Source organism: Pseudomonas guariconensis (assembly GCF_900102675.1).
GTDB lineage: Bacteria > Pseudomonadota > Gammaproteobacteria > Pseudomonadales > Pseudomonadaceae > Aquipseudomonas > Aquipseudomonas guariconensis.
Map to the genome: position 1 here is coordinate 310,616 of NZ_FMYX01000005.1, position 20,688 is coordinate 331,303.

Here is a 20,688-nt window from a genome sequence, read left to right on the forward strand (position 1 = left end):
GGGTTACCCGCGCAGAACACGCTGCACAAAGGCTTGGCTTTATGCGCAGGCGCCGGCCAGCGCCTTGCGTCTGCCCATCAGCCAGTAATAGGTCAGCGCTGGGAAAATCAGGCCGACTGCCCAGGCCAGGTCAACCCCTTGCAGGTGGGTGGCGATGGGCCCGGCGTACATCGAAGTGTTCATGAACGGCACCTCGAGCACGATGGTGACCAGGAATACGCCGATCGCGACGCCATTCACCCGTCCATAGATCCCGCTCGGCCGGAAGATGTCTTCGATGCGGTATACCCCTTTGCGCACGACGTAGTAGTCGACCAGGTTGATGGCCGTCCACGGGATCAGGAAGTAGCTCATGAAGAAGATGAAGTTCAGGAAGAACGCAATGAAGTCATCCTGGGCAAGCGTGCACAACCCTGTAGCCGCAGCGGCAATCACCAGCAGCAACCCTGCCCGCACCCACGCGGTGACCTTGAGTGCGGTGAAGGGTTCGATCACGGTCACTGTCGACATGAATGCTCCGTACAGGTTGAAGACGTTGATGGCGATCTGACCGTAGAGCACGAAGGCGAACATCAACACCGTGCTGCCGCCGAGCAATCCCACCAGGTTCAAGCCAACGTTGTCTCCGAACCCGGCCATCGCCTTGGCCAGCACCGCACCCAGCAGCATCATCCAGCTCCCGCCGATCACCGTGCCCAGGTAGCTGTACCAGAACACCTGCTGCGTCGGGGTTTCGGTAGGCAAGTAGCGGGAGTAGTCGGCCACGTAGGGCGCATAGGAAAGTTGCCAGGTGACCGCGATGCTCACCGAGGCGAGGAAGGTCGGCAGGCTGAAGCCCTCGAGCGACCATTGCCCGGCGGGCACCGGCAGGCTCAGTGCCAGCCAGGTCGCGATGCCGAACACCGCGAGCGAAGCCAGCGTCAGCAGCTTTTGCAGGCGATGGATCAGTTGGTAGCCGAACAGCGCGACCAGGAAGCACACCGCACCCAGCACCACGATGTTGCCGCCATTGCCGATCGGGCTGGCGCTGGCGACGGCCTGGGCGGCGAGCAAGGTATTGCTGACGAAGAAGCCCAGGTAGATGAGCATGACGAACAACAACGGCACGATCGCGCCATAGACGCCGAACTGGGCCCGACTCTGGATCATCTGTGGGATGCCCAGCTTGGGCCCTTGGGCAGAATGTGACGCCATGAAGAGGGCACCGATCATCGAGCCCAAAAGAATCGACAGCGCACTCCAGAACAGGTTGAGGCCCAGGCTGATGGGCAAGACGCCGGCCGCGACCGTGGTGATGTTGGCATTGGCGCCGAACCACACGAAGAACAGCGAACGCGCCTGGCCGTAGCGCTCGCCCTCAGGGATGAAATCGATGCTGCGATTTTCAACTTTCATCAGGATCTCTCCACACTCAGCAATCATGGGCAAGGCGGTGTTCGAAGCGTTGGATCGCGTCGACGAATGCCTCGGGGTGGAAGGCGAGGTGGTCGGGCGTATCGGTGCGCACCGAGCCTGCCGGCTGCTGCTGCCAATGGCGCAGCAGCTGTGACGTGGAGAAGATCTCCAGCCCGTAGATCCAGTTGGAGAGGATCATCAGGGCTGAATAGTGCGCACCCAGCGTCGTGGCCGTGCAGGCATCGGCGACCAGGCTCAGGGTGAAGCCGTGCTGGTAGGCATCGAACACGCTGGTCATGACGCACACATCGGTCAGCACGCCGAACACCACCAGATGCTCGATCCCCTGGCTTCGAAGCCGCTGCGCCAGGTCGGTGCCATGGAAGGCGCTGTAACGGTGCTTGTCCAACACCTGGTCGCCGGCGTGTGGCGCCAGGGCGTCGAGGACCTCCACCGCCGAGGTGCCGGCGCGGTAGCTGGTCGGTTGGCCATGCTCGTCCACCGGCTCCCCGTGCGCCAGGTCGTGGCCTTGGGCGTTGTTCACGTGGCGGGTGTAGATCACGGGGATGGCAAGGCGGCGGGCTGCGCCGATGAGGGCGCCGGCGTTGCCGACGACTTGGTCGAAACGCTCCAGGGGGAAGCCGTCCTCCTGTTGCAGGTCGATCACGAGAAGTGCGCTGGTACAGGTCATGGTAAATCACTCGGGTACAGTGCCCCTGGCGCCGTCGCAGGAGGCGCCTTGAGGGCGAACGAACAGTCGCAGCGTCCAGGCGAGCCGGGCGCTTGTGGGAAGGTCGAGACGACGCTCGAAGGGAACTTACGCGACTATTTGCCAGAACCCGTTCTGTTTGGCTGCCACGCAGGCAGGCAGGCGTGGCAGGGTGACCTGGGCGGGCGCGCGCCCATGGCGAAGGAAGCCTTGCATGGCACTGGGCAGGTCATGTCTGTCAACGCCTGCCCTGCAGAGGGCAGCGTGACGACGATTGCCTGTGAGAGTGAAAAAAGTGCCCATGTGAGGTGCGCCTTGGAACGTTTGAGCAGGAGCAAAGCAAACGTCGGGCCATTATTGGCGTTTTGGCCGTAAGGCGCATTGCAGGGGCATTTGGGGTGCTTAGCGGGGGCGTGTTTCTAGGTATACCGTAATACGGTGATACCAAAAGTAGCGATTTGCGCTGAATCAACAGGCCGTGAGGTCCAGCGCGGCATCCTTGATCCAGATCCGCGCCCCGGCATCGCCTGCCACCGCCTGAACCGCAGCCCCCGGCGGTCGGCGCATCCAGCTCCAAGGCCGCAACGCGAAGTCGTCACCTTGTAACTGGCCGTCGAGTACGAACAGCTCCAGACCTCGCGGGTTGGCAATGTTCAGTGTCTGTCCGGGCTGGGCCTGCTGCACCCAAACCCGTTCATGGATGCTTTGCCACAGTAGCTGGTCACCCTGCTCGGGCACCTGTGCGACCACGCGTTCATGGTCCTCGGGATGGAACTGGCGCAAGTGCACGAAGATGACGCAGCCCTGGGCAGACCCCGGCGAGTGCTGGCTGCCGGGTGGGTTGCGTATGTAGCTGCCAACTGGATACTGACCCTGTTCGTCCTCGAAGACCCCCTCCAGCACCAAGAACTCCTCACCCCCCGGATGGGCGTGGGCATTGAACCGACTGCCAGGCGCATAGCGCACCAGCGAAGTGGCGCGGGCCTGCTCCTGTCCGATGCGGAACAACAGGCGTCGCTCCACCCCGGCTTGCGGGCTGGGAATCCAGGGCAGGGCATGTCCCTGCACGATCACCGTTTGCCGCAGGTCGGCATTGATCAGGGCCGGCATTACCATCGAAGTCATCTCCACACATCCGACCGACTGATGATCCACCGCCATGGCCCGAAAATCGAGCGTAAAAAAAGCCCAGCGCTGGCGCTGGGCTTGGGCGTCTCCTTACTGCACGACGCCGTTGTACACCACCGTCGCGACGCCATCCTTCTTGATCGTCAGCTTGTTGCCCTCGGCCAGCGACTCGACCACTTCGGAGCAGCCATCGACTTCCTGTTTGCCGTCCACGTACTCGCCCTTGGCGTCGAAGCTGAAAACATAGGTGGACGCGGGGCAGGCGTTACCACCTTCACCGGTGGACACCACCACGACGTACTTGCTGGGACCGAACGAATAGGCCTTCTCGATGGTGACATAGCCGGTGGCTTCGACATCTTCGACGACCGACTCCATGACGTTCACGACGCCGGCCCGCGACGGGTACATCAGCGCGGTCCCCAGTTCCATGCGCTGGATGCTGAAGGGACCTGCGCTGTCGCCGCTGACCAGCAGCGTTTCGTAGGCCATGGTCGGTGCAGCGGGGGCCAGTTCCGGCGCCACCGGGGGCTTGGCGGCGAGGGCTTGCGGGGTCTGCGGGCTGACGCACTGGCCGCTTTCGCAGATGCGATCGCCTTTGCAGTCGATGTCCTTGGCGCATTGTCCGGCGGGTACGGTGGCCTGGGCGTTGTTCTGCTCGGTTTTGTCACAACCGGCCAGGGCCAGTGCGACCAGGGTGCAGGCAAACAGACGCTTCATGGGGTGAAGTCCTTTTCCAGAAAAAAAGTGGTGGCACAATAGTATCGCGCAATCGCGCCAGGTTGTCTCAAACGCTTGATTTCAGGCGCGTATCAGCGTGTGCCCGAACGCTGTCGCTTGATCCGGTACATGTCGTGATCGGCATGGCTGAGCAGCGCGTCGGCATCCTCGCCGTCCGCCGGGTAGCAGGCCACGCCGATGCTGCAGGAAGGCATCTCGACCTCGCCGAACTCGGCGCCCAACGGCTCGGCCATGGCCGCGAGGATCTGCGCGATCTTTTCGGCCACCGCGCTGTGCGACGGGATGTCGGTCAACAGCACGATGAACTCATCACCGCCCATGCGTGCCACGGTGTCGGTCTTGCCTACGCAGGCTTCGAGCCGTCGGGCGACCGTGCACAGCACGCGGTCGCCCGCCGCATGGCCATGGACATCATTGATGCCCTTGAAGTCGTTGATGTCCACGAACAGCAGCGCCAGTGCGCTCTGTTGGCGGTGCGCCGTGCGCAGGGCCGATTCCAGCCGGTCATTGAACAGCGAGCGGTTGGCCAGCTGGGTCAGCGGGTCGTGGTGGGCGAGGAAGCGCAGCTCCTTCTCGGCCTGGGCCAGGGCCGTGACGTTGCGCGCCACGCCGATGCGAGCCCCGACCTCATCGGACCAGAAGGCCGCCCACAGGATGTGCACCACGCCGCCATCCTTGCGGATGTAACGGTTGCGAAAATCCACATGGGGCTGGCCATTCATGATGCGGATGATCGAGGCGCGGGTGGCTTCCAGGTCGTCGGGGTGCATGTAGTGGGTGATCGGGGTGCCGACCAACTCGCTGGCTCGATAGCCGAGCAGGGTTTCGCAGGCGTCACTCACGAAGACGATTTCGTTGTCCCGGTCGACCACAAAGACCGTGTCCAGCATCAGGTGGATCAACTTGGGGTAAAGCGCTTGGAGGTCGACGGCCATAGGTCAGCGGAGTCCGGTGCAGAAGGGCGTTCGCGGCGCAGGACAGCATACAAGGCTCATGCCTGCGTCACTACTGGGGCGGGCAAGAAAACCCTCGCTGGCGATGGCCGGCAAGTCGTTCAAGTTCTTCTAGAATTTCGCTAATGCGGGCACCGCTCTGTCGGGAGCCTGATCCTGGTCTCGGCGGTGCTGCTGTTGCTCAATGTCAGCTATACGCTGCACCGCTTGGCCAAGTTGCCTTAGCACACGGTGCTGCAGGTGGTGTTGTGCGTGCTTTAACTGGTTCTGGCTTTACGGGTGGTCGAAATCGTCTGGAGTTTCACGGGCCAATAGTCGCGGTTGAAATCTTCAGGCAGACCGGCCAGGCTCTGCAGCTTTTGATTCTGGAGTCCTCCAAATGTGGGGAAAACCTGCGCGCCAGAGCCCGCCATGGGCCTTGTGCACCTTGCTCGCCATCAATCTCGCCCTGGCCGCCGGCTGCAGCAGCAAAGCCAGCACGGCTCAGTATGCCGCAGCGACGGCGGGGTCTAACTGCTATGCCAAGGCCCTGCCGACAGCGGGCGAGGGCGGTCTGGCCTGGGGGGCGAGCATGAGCATTGCCCGGCAAAAGTCCCTTCACAACTGCATGCGCTACGCAAGCCGCTCCGGCGGTACACCGCATACCTGTCAGGTGGTGTTGGCCAAGTGCAAGCGCTGATGGCCCGAGCCCTGTGACCGAAAAACCTTCATCTTTAATGCCTGTGGCGAAAGTTCGTACATCGGCGCGACAAGTTGTCTGCTTGACTTTGCCAGGGGCGCGGTCGTTGCGCTAAACTTGACGCCAAGGTCAGTTTTTGTGATTTCCACTCCGACCTTGCTTTCGGAACGTCAGTGATTCCGCCCTCCGAGCTATCAAGTACCAGAATACGTCATGGGCAGGCGCGCTCTGCCCAGAGGATGAAGCATGACCCACCGTGATATTTCCCGGCGCGCCTTCCTGCAAGGCGGCGTGATTGCGGGCGTAGGGGTGACCCTCGCACCGCTCGGCAGCCCGGCCTTCGCCGCCCTGATGGAAAACAGTGTCACCACTTCCCCGCAGAAGTGGATGAGCCATGACGGCAAGACACGTTTTCGCAACGATGCGCTGTCCAAGGTGTGCGGCAACAAGGTGTTCGCCCGCGACATCCGCGCCAAGGACATGCCCGGCTGGCCGCAGCAGCAAGGCCACGCCCTGTTGCTCAAGACCATCAAGGCCGACCGCATCTATGCAGGCCTGGACCTTGCCTGGCTGGGCGCCGACCTGCAGCCGGACCGCGTCGTCACCGCCGAGGACCTGCACAAGGATGGCATCGCCTGGCCTGAGGCCCACTCGCCGGACCCGCTGCTGCCACCTGGCAAGGTGCCGATGTTCATCGGCCACCCGGTGGCGATCCTGATCTGGAACGACTTCGAGCGTTACCGCCAGGCCAAGCTCAAGCTGCAATTCAACGACAAGGCCATCCGCTACGGCGCCCAGGCGCCGCTGTATCAAGGCGACCCCTATGGCAGCTTCCGTTTCGTGCGGGTGGCGGGCAAGACGCCGTTCGAGGAGGACGAGTTCTCCAGCCTGAAGAACTCCATGCTGTTCCCCACCATCCTCAACCGCAAACCGGTCTGGACCAACGAGCCCAAGCAGCACGGCACCCTCACCGAGCAAGGGTTGTTCTATGCCAATCGCATGGCCGAGCAGCTCAAGCAGGCCCCTGAGGACTGGTTGGTGTTCGACGAGCGCTACAAGACGCCCTCGATCGAACCGGCAGCGCTCGAGCCGGACAACGGCAACGGCTGGTACGACCCGCAAAGCGGCACCCTGCATTTCGTGGTGGCGACGCAGTGCCCCTTCGAGGTGGCACAGGAATGCGTGCACATGATCAAACCGTCGCGCTTTGCCCTCAAGACGCTGAACATGCACCCCGGCTACACGGTCGGCTACGGCTCCAAGGACAACAACATCTTCGTGTTCTACGCTGCCGTCGCGGCCCTGTACGGCAACGGTGTGCCCGTGCGCCTGGCCAACGACCGCTACGAGCAGTTCCAGAGCGGCATCAAGCGCCATCCGTTCGACATCCACTACCAACTGGCGGTGGACAAGAAAGACATGTCGTTCAAGATCTTCCGTGCCGACATGAGTGTCGACGGTGGCGGACGCGCCAACTACAGCTCCTCGGTGGCCGCCGTGGGCGCGACCGCGGCGCAGTCGATCTACTACATGCCTCAGAGCGATCTGGCCGTGACCGCCTACCACTCCCGCGGTGTCGAGGCCGGTTCCATGCGGGGTTATGGCACCCTGCAGACCATGGCCGCGACCGAGATGATGGTCGACGAGATCGCCGGTCGCCTGGGTGTGGATGCCATCGAGCTGCGCCGGGTCAATGCCCTGAAGTCGGGCATGAAGAACACCCAGGGCGCCGTACCCGCCGGGGCCTTGCGCCTGCATGAAATCCTCGACAAGGCCAGCGCCCACGAACTGTGGAAGAACCGCGACGCCTACAAGAAGGCTATGGAAGCCAAGGACGCCGACAACTGGTACGGCGTGGGCTTTGCCATCTGCCAGAAGGACTTCGGCACGGGTGCCGAAGCGCCCATGGCGAGCATCGAATTCACGGCCGACGGGCGTATCAGCCTGCGTCATATCGGCACCGAACTGGGCACTGGCATGTCGACCTCCCAGGCGTTCGTGGTCAGCGACTTCCTGGGGCGTCCGGCCGATGAAGTGAAAACCGCCGAGACCGAGTGGCCGGAGCTGCAACTGGCCACCCACGGCAACCCCTATCTGATGAGCCAGGCCGAGCAGGACGCTGCCCTGCGTGACCCGCGCTGGGTCGGCAAGCTGGCCTCGCCATCCTCGGCGACCAACTCGGCCTTCTACTTTAGCCACGCCACGCGCGAAGCCGCTCGGGTGTTGTTCAACCATGGCCTGTGGCCGGCGGCGTTGTCGCTGTGGCGCCAGGGCCCGTTCGGTGGGCAGGCCAACCCGCTGGTGGTGCGCCGCGAGAACGCGGTCTGGGTCAACGGTGAACTCACCGGCAATGGCCTGGCCCCGATCCCGTTCGCCGAGCTGGCCAAGAAAGCCCATGAGATGGGGCTGGTGACCGGCGTCAGCGTCCACGCATTCAACCGCTGGAGCTGGGCTGAATCCGATTTCGTCATCGATGGCGTGCGTGAGCGCCTGCCGCTCGATGCGATGGCGGTCAAGTACGGCGACGGTGCGCCGAACGTCAAGAAAGCGCAGATGAACAGCGCCAGCTACCACCTGCTGGACCGCCAGAACGCCGCCTATCCGGCCACCCAGCTGAACAACGCCATGGTGACTTACTACAGCCCGGTGGCGACCCTGGTGCAGGTGAAGGTGAACAAAGGCAGCGGCCAGGTGCAGGTACTCAACCACCACAGCTGGGTGGAGTGTGGCCGTGTACTGGTACCGGAACTGGTCAAGGGCCAGCTCGAAGGCGGTATCGCCATGGGCATCGGCCATGCACTGACCGAAGAAATGCCGCTGTACGAAGGCGGCCCGGGCGAGGGCGACTGGAACTTCAACCGCTATCGCCTGCCAATGGCCAAGGACGTGGCAGTGTGGCAGCAGACATCGGAGATCCTGCCGCCACTGTCACCGACCGACCCCTCCAAGGGCATCGCCGAAGTGGTGATGATCCCGGTGGTCGGCGCGATCGGTAACGCCGTGGCCCATGCCATCGGCAAGCGTGTTCGCGACCTGCCTATCACCCCCGCCCGCGTCAAGGAGGCCCTCAATGGCTAACCGCCCGCTTCAAATGACCTTGAATGGTCAAACCGTCGGTCCGGCCGAAGTGCCTGAAGACCTGGCAATGATCGACTACCTGCACGAATACCAGAACCTCACCGGCTCCCGCCTGGGCTGTGGCCAGGGCATCTGCCACGCCTGCGTGGTGATCGTCGACAACCCTGACGGCACCAGCGAGGAAGTGCGCACCTGCATCACCGGCGCGCATTACTTCGAAGGCAAGAAGGTGCGCACCATCGAGGGCCATGCCAAGCATGACGAGGCGGGCAACCTCAGTGAGCTGAACCCGATCCAGCAGAAGTTCGTCGACCGCTTCGCCTTCCAGTGCAGCTACTGCGCACCCGGCTTCGTCAATGCCGCCACCGTGCTGGTGGAAAAGGCCCAGCGCCAGCCGCTGAAAAAGAGCGAGCTCGAAGGGGCCATCGAGGCCAGTCTCGGCCATCACATCTGCCGCTGCACCGGGTATGTGCGTTACTACGACGCCACTCGCGAAGTGCTCAGTGACCTCGGCCTGGTCAAGGAGGGTTGAGCATGAGGCACGTTCTTTCGGGCCTGGCGCTGGCCATGGGGGCGGCGCTGTCGCTCGGTGTACAGGCAGCCGACCAGGCGCAGGTCAAGCGTGGCGAATACCTGGCCCGCGCGGCCGACTGCATGGCCTGCCACACGGCCGAAGGCGGTGCGCCGTTCGCCGGCGGCCTGCCGATCCATTCTCCGTTCGGCACTATCTACGGCACCAACATCACCTCGGACAAGCAGTTCGGTATCGGTGACTACAGCCGCGACGAATTCTTCGCCGCCCTCACCGAGGGCAAGCGCAAGGACGGCGCCAACCTGTATCCGGCGATGCCCTACACCTCGTACCACTTGATCAAGCGCGAGGATGCCGACGCCATCCACGCGTACTTGATGACCGTGCCGCCGATCAACCGGCCCGCGCCTGAAACCAGCTTGAGCTTCCCGTTCAACGTGCGCATGGGCCTGGCCGGCTGGAACATGCTGTATGGCAAGAGCGTGCAGTTGCAGGCCACCGAGGGCAAGAGCGAGGCTTGGCAGCGCGGGCAGTACATGGTGGAGGTACTCGGCCACTGCGGCGAATGCCACACCCCGCGTAACCGCATCGGCGCCCTGGAGCAGGACAAGCGCTTGACCGGCGGCCTGTTGGCCGGCTACCTGGCACCCAGCCTGCTGGCCCAGGACCTGGCCGAGCGCGGCTGGACCCAGCCGGACCTGACCACGTTCCTCAAGCACGGCATCAGTGCCCAGGGCAGCATGTTCAACGAGATGTTCCCGGTGGTGCACCACAGCACCCAGCATCTGGAAGACGCCGACCTGGCCGCGATGGCGACCTATCTGCTGGGTGACCAGCCACCGAAGGCCAAGGTCGTGCAGGCCGTGCCGGTGGACCAGCTCGGCGAGAGCGCCCAGCGTGGCCGCCAGCAGTACCTCAACGTCTGCGCCGGCTGTCATGGCGTCGAGGGTGAGGGCAAGCCGCACATCGCGGTCGCCATGCAGGGCAACACCGTGCTACGCCAGGCCGACTCGCGCAACCTGGCCAAGGTGATCCTCGAAGGCATCCGCGAGCAGCAGTTCACTGGCTTCGAGCGCATGCAGCCCATGCCGGGCTTTGCCGACAAGCTCGACGACGGGCAAGTCACCGACCTGGTCAACTACCTGCGTGAAGCATGGGGCGGGCTGCCGGGGGACTTGAGTACCCAGCAGCTGGCGAACCTGAAGACGGAGTGAGCCGTGCAGCATCTTGATCTGCAAGTGGTACGACAGGCGCTGCAATGGTCCTGCCAGGGCCAGCGTGTGTGGCTGTGCACCGTGCTCTTCACCTACGGCTCGGCGCCCCGTGCGCCGGGCTCGCTGTTGGCGGTCAATGAGCGCGGGCAGTGGGTGGGGTCGCTTTCTGGCGGCTGCGTCGAGGAAGACTTCCTGGCGCGGGTCGGCGAAGGCGAGTTTGCAGGGCCGGTCGCGGTTGTGCGCTATGGCGATGGTAGCGACAGCCGCTCGAATATTCGGCTTCCGTGCGGCGGTGTGCTCGATGTCCTGGTGGAGAACCTGCCAGCGGATTGCGACGTGCAGGCGCACTTGCGCGAGCTGGAGTCGGCCTTGCTCGGCCAGCGTCGGCTGTTACGCCAGGTGAGCCTGCACGATGGCCAGCGCCGGTTGAGCGACGATATCGAGCAGGGGCCTCGGGTGGCCTACGACGAGGCCGCCGTCCATCTGCGGGTGGGCGCGGCCCAGCGTTTGCTGCTGGCAGGGTATTCCAGCGTCGCGCACTTCTGCGCGGAGTTCGGCAAGGGGCTTGGTTTTGAAGTCATCCTCTGCGAACCCCGCGAAGAGGTGCTCGACGGGGTGGAGCTCGACGGCATCGAGATTCGTCGCGAGCTGCCGTCGGTGTTCATTGCCAATGGCGGCTGCCACCGCGACACGGCGGTCGTGGCCCTGACCCACGATCCCAAGATCGATGATCTGGCCATGCTCGAAGCGGTACGCACCGAGGCGTTCTACATTGGGGTGATGGGTTCGCGCACCACCTCAGAGAAACGCCGCGAACGCCTCCAGCGCATCGGCAAGCTGGATGAGCAGGCGCTGGGGCGGATTCACGCTCCCATCGGCCTGAACCTGGGCAGCAAGACACCTGCGGAAATCGCCTTGGCAGTGCTTGCGGATGTGCTGCGTACCCGCAGCGGCATCGCCCGCGAGGCGCTGTGACGGTCGTTGCGCTGGTACTGGCCGCCGGACGCAGTGCGCGTTTCGGCAGCGACAAGCGCCGTGCGCCTCTGGCTGACGGGCGTAGCCTGTTGGCGCACAGTGTCGAGCAGGCCTTGGCCGTGTTCGACGAGGTGCGGGTGGTGCTGCGTGAGGGGGAAGGCATGCAGGAGTTGGGACTGCCTGCCGGCTGCCGCGTGGTCCCCAGCCCGGATGCTGCCTTGGGCATGGGCCACAGCCTCGCGGCGGGCGTGGCCTCGCTTCAGGACGGCAATGCCCACGCGGTCGCCATCTTGTTGGGGGACATGCCCTGGATCTTGCCGGACACCTTGCGGCGAATGGCGCAGGCCGCTTCGGCATCCAGCATCCTGTTGCCCTCGCATGGGGGGCGACAGGGGCATCCTGTGGTGTTCGGCCGTACCTTTTGGCCGGAACTGATGCGCCTTACTGGCGACGAAGGTGCGCGCTCGGTGCTGCGCTCACACCGGGATTGCTGCGTGCTGCTCGAGGTGGACGACGCCGGCGTATTGCGTGATGTGGATACGCCGGACGCGTTGGCGGCAAGGGCCTCGCCCCTGTAAGAGCGGGTTCACTCGCGAACACCGGCCACCGCTGCACGGTCTGCTTCGCGGCGGTTCGACGCTTAGATAACCCCCCATCCACAGGCTCAGTGGTGCTGTCCTTGTGGGTGGGGGGCTTGTCCTGCGCTGGGCTGCGCAGCAGCCTCGATGGTCTGCCGTCTGGCTAGGCCGCCAGGCGCCCACTGGCAATCGCCTGCGAAGCCGCCAGCATGGCGCGCAGCAACACCGCGCAGCCGGCCGCCAGGTCCTCTGGCGTGGCATTCTCGATTTCGTTGTGGCTGATGCCGCCTTCGCAGGGTACGAAGATCATCCCTGCAGGGCCAAGCTCGGCGAGGAAGATCGCGTCGTGCCCCGCACCGCTGACGATGTCCATGTGCGCCAGGCCCAGGTTGCGCGCCGAGTCGCGCACGGCTTCGACGCAACCTGTGTCGAAGTACAGGGCAGGGAAGTCCGCGGTCGGTGTCAGCGTGTAGCTCAGGCCATGCCGCTGGCAGGTGCTGTCGATCACCTGGCGGACCTCAGCGATCATCGCATCCAGCTGCTCACCCTCCAGGTGACGAAAATCGAGGGTCATGCGCACTTCGCCGGGGATGACGTTGCGCGAGCCAGGGTAGGCTTGCAGGCAGCCCACGGTGCCGCAGGCGTGCGGTTGATGGCTCAGTGCGGCGCGGTTGACCGCGGCCACCACGTCGGCGGCGCCCACCAGGGCGTCCTTGCGCAGGTGCATCGGCGTTGGACCGGCATGGGCCTCGACGCCGCGCAGGGTCAGGTCGAACCACTTCTGGCCCAAGGCGCCCAGCACCACGCCGATGGTCTTGGCTTGGTCCTCGAGGATCGGCCCTTGCTCGATGTGCGCCTCGAAGTAGGCACCCACCGGGTGACCGAGCACGGCCCGTTGACCGGCATAGCCGATGGCATCGAGCGCCTCGCCGACGGTCACGCCCTGGGCATCGACTTTGGCCAAGGTTTCTTCGAGGGTGAACTTACCGGCGAACACGCCTGAGCCCATCATGCACGGGGCAAAGCGCGAGCCTTCCTCGTTGGTCCATACCACCACTTCCAATGGCGCCTCCGTCTCTACGCCCAAGTCATTGAGGGTGCGGATCACTTCCAGGCCGGCCATGACCCCGAAGCAGCCATCGAACTTGCCCCCGGTGGGCTGGGTGTCGATGTGGCTGCCGGTCATCACCGGTGGCAGCTTCGGATTGCGTCCTGGCCGGCGGGCGAAAATGTTACCGACTGCATCGATGCTGACGTCGCAACCGGCGGCCTCGCTCCATTGCACGAACAGGTCGCGCGCCTGGCGGTCGAGGTCGGTCAGGGCCAGGCGGCAGACGCCACCCTTGGCGGTGGCGCCGAGGCGCGCCAGGTCCATCAGGGATTGCCACAGGCGCGCACTGTCGATATGGCGCTCGCTCGATTGCAGGACATGCTGGGCGGGAGTGCTCATGGGTATCTCCTCAGGCTGTTGTTATCCGGTTGGGCGCAGGTCTTGCGTCACGGTATTGGTTTGGCCAGTCGGCTGGGTTTGCGCAGCGCCACGCTGCCCAGGGCGTAATAGAGCGTGCCGCCGAGCACCGAGCCTGTGAACCAGCCGTAGTCGTAGAACCAGCTGAAGCGGTCGTTGCCGATGGCGATGATCGTCAGCGCCACGGGCAGGGCAAAGGCGGCGAAGCCCGCCCAGTTCCAGGCGGGGTAAACGTCGTCACGGTACAGACCAGCCAGGTCCAGGCGTTGCCGGCGGACCAGGAAGTAGTCCACCACCATGATTCCGGCAATCGGCCCGAGCAGGCTGGAGTAGCCCAGCAGCCAATTGGAATAGACACTCTCAAGGCTCAGGTCCGAGACGATCCAGCCAAGCTTTTTCAACAGCTCGTGAGCCATCAGGGCCAGGCCGATGAAACCGGTGAGCCACACGGCGCGGCTACGGCCGATCAGCCGTGGGGCGATGTTCTGGAAGTCGTTGGTGGGCGAGACGATGTTCGCCGCCGTGTTGGTCGACAGCGTGGCAATGATGATCAGCGCCATGGCCAGTGCCACCCAGCCTGGGCTCTGGATGTGACCGATCAGGCTGACAGGGTCCGACACTGTCTCACCGACCAGGGACGCCGAGGCCGCCGTCATGATCACGCCCAGGGAGGCGAACAGGAACATGGTCAGCGGCAAGCCGAAGATCTGCCCGAGGATCTGGTCTTTCTGGCTCCTGGCGTAACGGCTGAAATCCGGGATGTTCAGCGACAGCGTCGCCCAGAACCCCACCATGGCCGTGAGCCCCGCGCAGAAGTAGCCCACCACGCTGGCGCCTTCCGGACGCTTGGGCGGCTGGGCCAGCAACTCAGTCATCGACATGTGCGGCAGCGCCCACATCAGCAGGCCGAAGCCCACCGCCACGAGCAGTGGGGCCGACAGGGTCTCGAGCCATTTGATCGACTCCGCACCGCGCAGCACCACCCACAAGTTGAGCGACCAGAACACCATGAAACCGATCACCTCGCCGGTGCCGCCCAACGACTTCCAGCCCTCGAACAGCGACCCGAGGAACAGGTGAATGGCCAGGCCACCGAACATTGTCTGGATGCCGAACCAGCCGCAGGCGACCACTGCGCGGATCAGGCAGGGCACGTTGGAGCCCAGGATGCCGAAGGAGGCGCGTAGCAGGACGGGGAAGGGGATGCCGTACTGGGTGCCGGGAAAGGCATTGAGCGTCAAGGGAATCAACACGATCAGGTTGGCCAGCAGGATCGCCAGCAACGCCTCGCCGACGCTCAGACCGAAATAGGCGGTGAGCACGCCACCGAGTGTGTAGGTGGGTACACAGATGGACATCCCCACCCACAGGGCGGTGATGTGCCATTTGTTCCAGGTCCGTTGATGCACCTTGGTCGGTGCGATGTCGTGGTTGTAGCGCGGGCTGTCCAGGACATCGCTGCCGGCGGACAGCTCAAACAGCCCGTCCTGCTCGATCACTTGCGATCTGCTCTGTTGCATGGGGCTCTCCAGGTTTTTCTTGTAGTTGTTCGCTCATCGGGCTGATGCGATGGCCGGAGTACACACACCACCAGTACTGCACCTTCGGTCCGGCCAGGCGGTTGGGGCCGCACTCAACAAACGTGCCGGGTTGGCCCTGGACCTTCCCGGATGGCCGCCGCCGACCGAAGGTAATGCGCTGCAAAGCATTTCTCGACAACAACAGCGGGCGCGGCACCTGCCGCGCCCGCTGTTTTCGTGTTGTACGGACCAGATTTCAAACAGCTGAATTTGCATGGAAAATCTCGACCAATTTCGCTTCTTGTCAAGTGAGTCAAGCTGGTTCGAGGTCCGCTGTTTTTCCTGTTTTTTATAAAAAACTAATAAAAACAAGATGTTAATGATTGACGATTTTGCCAATTAATTTTTTGACCAAACCCGGATCAGCAACTAGATTCCAATCTTGTCAGGTCTGACAGGATTGCATGTTCCTTTCCAGGCCTAGGCCACATAACAATTTCAAGAACCGGCCCTGACCGGTCAGCCTGCGAGGAAAACGGCATGTCCCTGTTGATCCGTGGCGCCACCGTGGTTACGCATGAAGAACACTATCGCGCAGATGTCCTGTGCGCCGATGGCCTGATCCGCGCCATCGGGGAAAACCTCGACCCACCGGCCGACTGCGAGATTCTCGACGGCAGCGGCCAATACCTGATGCCAGGCGGCATCGACCCCCACACTCACATGCAGTTGCCGTTCATGGGCACGGTAGCCAGCGAGGACTTCTTCAGCGGCACGGCCGCAGGCCTTGCCGGTGGCACCACGTCGATCATCGACTTCGTCATCCCCAACCCGCAGCAATCGCTGCTGGAGGCTTTCCACACCTGGCGTGGCTGGGCGCAGAAATCCGCCGCCGACTATGGTTTTCATGTCGCCATTACCTGGTGGAGCGAGCAGGTGGCCGAAGAAATGGGCGAACTGGTCGCCCACCACGGGGTGAACAGCTTCAAGCACTTCATGGCCTACAAGAACGCCATCATGGCGGCCGACGACACCCTGGTGGCCAGCTTCGAACGTTGCCTGCAACTGGGGGCGGTGCCCACGGTGCATGCCGAGAACGGCGAGCTGGTGTTCCACTTGCAGCAGAAGTTGCTTGCCCAAGGCCTGACCGGGCCAGAAGCGCATCCGCTGTCGCGTCCCTCCCAGGTCGAGGGCGAAGCCGCCAGCCGCGCCATTCGCATCGCCGAGACGCTCGGGACACCGCTGTACCTGGTGCATGTCTCCAGCCGCGAAGCCCTGGATGAGATCACCTACGCCCGGGCCAAGGGCCAGCCGGTGTACGGCGAGGTGCTGCCGGGCCATTTGCTGATCGACGACAGCGTCTACCGCGACCCTGACTGGGCCACGGCCGCAGGCTACGTGATGAGCCCGCCGTTCCGCCCGCGCGAACATCAGCAAGCGCTGTGGCGTGGGCTGCAATCGGGCAGTCTGCATACCACCGCGACAGACCATTGCTGCTTCTGCGCCGAGCAGAAGGCCATGGGCCGCAACGACTTCAGCCGCATTCCCAATGGCACCGCCGGCATCGAGGACCGCATGGCGGTGCTGTGGGACGCCGGCGTGAACAGCGGGCGCCTGTCGATGCACGAGTTCGTCGCGCTGACCTCCACCAACACCGCGAAGATCTTCAACCTGTTCCCGCGCAAGGGCGCCATTCGCGTTGGGGCCGATGCCGACCTGGTGCTCTGGGACCCCCAAGGCACACGCACGATTTCCGCCCAGACCCATCACCAGCGAGTGGACTTCAACATCTTCGAGGGGCGCACGGTCCGTGGCGTGCCCAGCCACACCATCAGCCAGGGCCGCGTGTGCTGGGCCGATGGCGATTTGCGCGCCGAGCCCGGGGCAGGGCGCTATGTGGAGCGTCCGGCCTACCCAGCGGTGTACGAAGTGCTGGGCCGACGTGCCGAGCAGCAGCGGCCGACGCCCGTCAGCCGCTGAGCCTGAGGGCTGCGCTGGCAGCCCTTCAGACACCACGAACTGCCGTTGACTGCCATCCCGAGAACGCCGGGCGGGTGACCGCCGCCCGGCCAATAAGAAAGAGAGGCTACAACCGTGATCGATGCCCTGAACCACTTGCCCAAGCCCCGGGCCAGCCGTGAGCAGCTGGCCGAGGCGTTCACCGATCTTGCACCTGCGCTGACGGCGCGCCAGGCTGCCGTGGAAAGCGCACGCTGCCTTTACTGCTACGACGCGCCTTGCGTCAATGCCTGTCCCAGCGAGATCGACATCCCCTCGTTCATCCGTCGCATTGCCGACGAGAACCTGCAGGGCGCTGCCGAGCGCATCCTTTCGGCCAACATCCTCGGTGGCAGCTGCGCCCGCGTCTGTCCGACCGAGATCCTCTGCCAGCAGGCCTGCGTACGCAACAACGCCCAGGAGTGCGCGCCAGTGCTGATCGGCCAGTTGCAGCGCTACGCGCTGGACAATGCAGGCTTCACCGGGCATCCGTTCCAGCGCTCACCGGCTACCGGCAAGCGCATTGCCGTGGTCGGCGCAGGGCCGGCCGGGCTTTCCTGCGCCCATCGCCTGGCCATGCAGGGCCACGATGTGGTGATCTTCGAAGCGCGGGAGAAGGCCGGTGGCCTCAATGAGTACGGCATCGCCCGCTACAAGCTGGTGGATGACTACGCCCAGCGCGAGGTCGAGTTCCTGCTCGGTATCGGCGGTATCGAAATCCGCCATGGCCAGGCGCTGGGAGCCAACCTCACCTTGACGGAGCTGCGTGGGCAGTACGATGCAGTGTTCCTCGGCCTGGGCCTTGGGGCCGTGCGCCAACTGGGCTTGCAGGATGAAGAGGCCCCAGGCGTGCTTGGCGCTACTGCATACATCCGCGAGTTGCGCCAGGCCAGCGATCTGACGCAACTGCCCGTGGCCGACCGCTGCCTGGTCATCGGTGCAGGCAACACCGCCATCGACATGGCGGTGCAGATGAGCCGCCTGGGCGCGCGGGACGTGAATCTGGTGTATCGCCGCGGCCAGGCCGACATGGGCGCGACCGGGCATGAGCAGGACATCGCCAAGGCCAACCAGGTGCGCCTGCACACCTGGGCCCGCCCCGACGTGGTGCTGCTCGATGACTGCGGCCGGGTGCGCGGCATGCGCTTTGCCCGCACGGCGCTGGTCGATGGGCGACTGACCGACACGGGCGAGACATTCGAACTGGCCGCCGATGCCATCTTCAAGGCCATTGGCCAACGCTTCGACGATGCAAGCCTGGCCGATCCGCTGGCGGCGCAGCTGGAGCGCGACGGCGAGCGCATCCGCGTCGATGCGCAGATGCGCACCAGCCTGCCAGGCGTCTATGCCGGTGGCGACTGCACCGCGCTGGGCCAGGACTTGACTGTCCAGGCCGTGCAACATGGCAAACTGGCTGCCCAAGCCATCCATGCCGAACTCATGCTCAACGTGGAGGCTGCGTAAATGGCCGACTTGTCTATCGTCTTCGCCGGCATCAAGGCGCCTAATCCTTTCTGGCTGGCCTCCGCGCCGCCCACCGACAAGGCCTACAACGTGGTGCGCGCCTTCGAGGCCGGTTGGGGCGGGGTGGTATGGAAGACCCTCGGCGAGGACCCTGCGGCGGTCAACGTGTCGTCGCGCTACTCCGCGCACTACGGCCCCAACCGCCAGGTGCAGGGCATCAATAACATCGAGCTGATCACCGACCGCTCGCTGGAGATCAACTTGCGCGAGATCACTCAGGTGAAGAAAGACTGGCCTGACCGCGCATTGATCGTGTCGCTGATGGTGCCCTGCGTGGAGGAGTCCTGGAAATTCATCCTGCCGCTGGTGGAGGCCACGGGCGCCGACGGTATCGAGCTGAACTTCGGTTGCCCCCATGGCATGCCGGAACGGGGCATGGGTGCGGCGGTCGGCCAAGTGCCGGAGTACGTGGAGATGGTCACCCGCTGGTGCAAGACCCATTGCTCGCTGCCGGTGATCGTCAAGCTCACGCCCAACATCACCGACATACGCCAGTCAGCCCGCGCCGCCCATCGTGGCGGAGCGGACGCGGTGTCGCTGATCAACACTATCAACTCCATCACCAGTGTCGACCTTGATCGGATGGTCGCGCATCCGATCGTGGGCGAGCAGAGCACCCATGGCGGTTACTGCGGTTCGGCGGTCAAGCCGATTGCGTTGAACATGGTGGCCGAGATCGCGCGGGATCCGCAGACGCGCGGCCTGCCGATCTGCGGCATCGGCGGTATCGGCAACTGGCGGGACGCCGCGGAGTTCGTCGCCTTGGGCTGTGGCGCGGTGCAGGTGTGCACGGCAGCGATGCTGCACGGTTTCCGTATTGTCGAGGACATGAAAGATGGCCTGTCGCGTTGGATGGATCAGCACGGCCATCACAGCCTGGAGGCCTTCCGCGGTCTGGCGGTGGGGCACACGACCGACTGGAAGTACCTGGACATGAATTACCAGGTTGTGGCCCACATCGACCAGCAGGCCTGCATCGGCTGCGGTCGCTGCCACATCGCCTGCGAGGACACCTCGCACCAGGCCATCGCCAGCACCCTCAAGGCCGACGGCACCCATGCCTACAGCGTGATCGACAAGGAATGCGTAGGCTGCAACCTGTGCCAGATCACTTGCCCGGTGGAGGGCTGCATCGACATGGTGGCGCAGGACACCGGCAAGCCCTACCTCAACTGGACCCAGGATCCGCGCAATCCCTATCGCGAGGCCAGTTGATCCCTGGCCGGCCGGACGTGAGCTTGGGGCTGCTGCGCAGCCCATCGCAGGCTGTCGCCAGTTCCCACGGTTAAACAGCAAGATCTGTGGGCGCTGGCGACAGCCTGCGATGGGGCGCGTATCGGCACCAGGGGCAGCAATGGGATCAGGGCTCCAGGCCGATGCCGCGCAGGATCACGCAGGTCACGGTCTGCACGGCCCGCTCGAAGGCCGGGTCTGACAGCGGCTCGCCGCCATTGAGCAGCGTCACCTGATAGCCGAAGTCGGCGTAGTGCTGGGTCGCGGCCCAGATCATGTACAGCAGTGCCGAAGGCTCCACCGGCAGGATACGTTTTTCCTCCACCCAGCGTCGGATCTTGGCTTCCTTCATCAGCGCCCAGGGCACCAAGTCGTCGTCCAGGCTGGCGCCGAGCAGGGGCGCGCCATGCAGGATCTCTTCGGCCCAGACCTTCGAGCCCAGCGGCCGCGAGCGCGAATGACCCATCTTTGCGCGAATGTAGCTGGTCAGTACCACCCGCGGATCCTCGAAGCGCTCGAAGCACAGGGCGTCCTGCTTCCACACTTCCAGCAGATCGCGCAGCACCGCCTGGTACAGCTCGTCCTTGGTGCTGAAGTAGTAGTGCAGGTTGGAGCGGGGCAGTTCGGCTTGCTCGGCGATATCGCCCATGGAGGTGCCGGCGTAGCCTTTTTCGGCAAATACCTTTTCGGCGGCCTGCAGGATCTTTTCGACGTTGCGTCGACGGATCTCGATCTTGTGGTTGGTCATAGCCTGTCCATTGCAACCTTCGCCCGCCAAGGCTAACAGCTTTACAGGGCACGGCCCAAAGCGAATGCACGACCTGCAAGCCTCTGGTTGGCATCTATGGCCACTGTGCACTACCGTTCAAGCAACGGGGCCTGCGCCATTTATCGCTTTCTTTGATGCCCAGACCACGAATCAACGTTGTCAGGACGACGTCACTCGTTTGGCTTACGGAGTAG

General features: G+C 64.1%; 17 protein-coding genes. 9 read left to right on the forward strand and 8 right to left on the reverse strand.

Annotated elements, in window-relative coordinates; all coding sequences use genetic code 11:
• Nucleotides 1–39 precede the first annotated feature (39 nt).
• From BLS27_RS11260 to BLS27_RS11285, 5 genes are all read right to left on the reverse strand, one after another.
• Nucleotides 40–1,395, reverse strand: coding sequence for a purine-cytosine permease family protein (locus BLS27_RS11260; RefSeq protein WP_090344780.1), 1,356 nt, complete (start codon nucleotides 1,393–1,395; stop codon nucleotides 40–42).
• Nucleotides 1,396–1,411: 16 nt separating this feature from the next.
• Nucleotides 1,412–2,086, reverse strand: coding sequence for a cysteine hydrolase family protein (locus tag BLS27_RS11265; RefSeq protein ID WP_070571620.1), 675 nt, complete (start codon nucleotides 2,084–2,086; stop codon nucleotides 1,412–1,414).
• Nucleotides 2,087–2,572: 486 nt separating this feature from the next.
• Entirely contained in the window at nucleotides 2,573–3,229 is a 657-nt protein-coding gene (locus BLS27_RS11275) for a cupin domain-containing protein (RefSeq protein ID WP_232092083.1), read from the reverse strand.
• Nucleotides 3,230–3,322: 93 nt separating this feature from the next.
• The gene (locus tag BLS27_RS11280; RefSeq protein ID WP_090344786.1) at nucleotides 3,323–3,952 is read right to left on the reverse strand and encodes a hypothetical protein; all 630 of its coding nucleotides are present in this window, start codon (nucleotides 3,950–3,952) and stop codon (nucleotides 3,323–3,325) included.
• A 92-nt stretch (nucleotides 3,953–4,044) separates the two neighbouring features.
• Nucleotides 4,045–4,908, reverse strand: a complete 864-nt coding sequence (locus tag BLS27_RS11285; protein ID WP_043206975.1) for a sensor domain-containing diguanylate cyclase — start codon at nucleotides 4,906–4,908, stop codon at nucleotides 4,045–4,047.
• Between the two features lie 397 nt (nucleotides 4,909–5,305).
• Here BLS27_RS11285 and BLS27_RS11290 point away from each other — a divergent pair, with 397 nt between their 5' ends.
• From BLS27_RS11290 to BLS27_RS11315, 6 genes are all read left to right on the forward strand, one after another.
• Nucleotides 5,306–5,605: a hypothetical protein gene (locus BLS27_RS11290; RefSeq protein ID WP_090344789.1), complete on the forward strand. Its 300-nt coding sequence runs from the start codon at nucleotides 5,306–5,308 to the stop codon at nucleotides 5,603–5,605.
• Between the two features lie 246 nt (nucleotides 5,606–5,851).
• Nucleotides 5,852–8,683, forward strand: a complete 2,832-nt coding sequence (locus BLS27_RS11295; protein ID WP_090344791.1) for a xanthine dehydrogenase family protein molybdopterin-binding subunit — start codon at nucleotides 5,852–5,854, stop codon at nucleotides 8,681–8,683.
• Nucleotides 8,676–9,215, forward strand: coding sequence for a (2Fe-2S)-binding protein (locus tag BLS27_RS11300; RefSeq protein WP_043206967.1), 540 nt, complete (start codon nucleotides 8,676–8,678; stop codon nucleotides 9,213–9,215). The genes BLS27_RS11295 and BLS27_RS11300 overlap by 8 nt, the downstream gene beginning before the upstream one ends.
• Nucleotides 9,216–9,217: 2 nt before the next feature.
• On the forward strand, nucleotides 9,218–10,429 hold the full coding sequence (locus BLS27_RS11305; protein ID WP_043206964.1) for a cytochrome c: 1,212 nt from the start codon (nucleotides 9,218–9,220) through the stop codon (nucleotides 10,427–10,429).
• A gap of 3 nt (nucleotides 10,430–10,432) precedes the next feature.
• Nucleotides 10,433–11,404 (forward strand): XdhC family protein, encoded by a 972-nt coding sequence (locus tag BLS27_RS11310; RefSeq protein ID WP_090344794.1) that lies wholly within the window; start codon nucleotides 10,433–10,435, stop codon nucleotides 11,402–11,404.
• Nucleotides 11,401–11,982: a nucleotidyltransferase family protein gene (locus BLS27_RS11315; RefSeq protein ID WP_090344796.1), complete on the forward strand. Its 582-nt coding sequence runs from the start codon at nucleotides 11,401–11,403 to the stop codon at nucleotides 11,980–11,982. Before BLS27_RS11310 ends, BLS27_RS11315 begins: the two co-directional genes overlap by 4 nt.
• A gap of 163 nt (nucleotides 11,983–12,145) precedes the next feature.
• On the opposite strand, the gene BLS27_RS11320 is transcribed toward BLS27_RS11315, so the two are convergent.
• Together BLS27_RS11320 and BLS27_RS11325 are read right to left on the reverse strand one after the other, a co-directional pair.
• On the reverse strand, nucleotides 12,146–13,432 hold the full coding sequence (locus BLS27_RS11320) for a Zn-dependent hydrolase (RefSeq protein ID WP_090344798.1): 1,287 nt from the start codon (nucleotides 13,430–13,432) through the stop codon (nucleotides 12,146–12,148).
• A 47-nt stretch (nucleotides 13,433–13,479) separates the two neighbouring features.
• Nucleotides 13,480–14,970: an NCS1 family nucleobase:cation symporter-1 gene (locus BLS27_RS11325; RefSeq protein ID WP_090344800.1), complete on the reverse strand. Its 1,491-nt coding sequence runs from the start codon at nucleotides 14,968–14,970 to the stop codon at nucleotides 13,480–13,482.
• A gap of 540 nt (nucleotides 14,971–15,510) precedes the next feature.
• On the opposite strand from BLS27_RS11325, the gene hydA reads away from it, so the two are divergent.
• The 3 genes from hydA to preA all read left to right on the forward strand — a co-directional run bounded on the left by hydA (nucleotide 15,511) and on the right by preA (nucleotide 19,707).
• On the forward strand, nucleotides 15,511–16,950 hold the full coding sequence (hydA, locus tag BLS27_RS11330) for a dihydropyrimidinase (protein ID WP_043206953.1): 1,440 nt from the start codon (nucleotides 15,511–15,513) through the stop codon (nucleotides 16,948–16,950).
• Between the two features lie 114 nt (nucleotides 16,951–17,064).
• On the forward strand, nucleotides 17,065–18,432 hold the full coding sequence (locus tag BLS27_RS11335) for an NAD(P)-dependent oxidoreductase (RefSeq protein WP_090344802.1): 1,368 nt from the start codon (nucleotides 17,065–17,067) through the stop codon (nucleotides 18,430–18,432).
• Nucleotides 18,433–19,707: an NAD-dependent dihydropyrimidine dehydrogenase subunit PreA gene (gene preA, locus BLS27_RS11340; protein ID WP_043206949.1), complete on the forward strand. Its 1,275-nt coding sequence runs from the start codon at nucleotides 18,433–18,435 to the stop codon at nucleotides 19,705–19,707.
• 145 nt (nucleotides 19,708–19,852) lie between these two features.
• Here the strand turns inward: preA and BLS27_RS11345 are convergent, their stop codons facing one another.
• Nucleotides 19,853–20,473, reverse strand: coding sequence for a TetR/AcrR family transcriptional regulator (locus BLS27_RS11345; RefSeq protein WP_043206947.1), 621 nt, complete (start codon nucleotides 20,471–20,473; stop codon nucleotides 19,853–19,855).
• Between the last annotated feature and the right edge of the window lie 215 nt (nucleotides 20,474–20,688).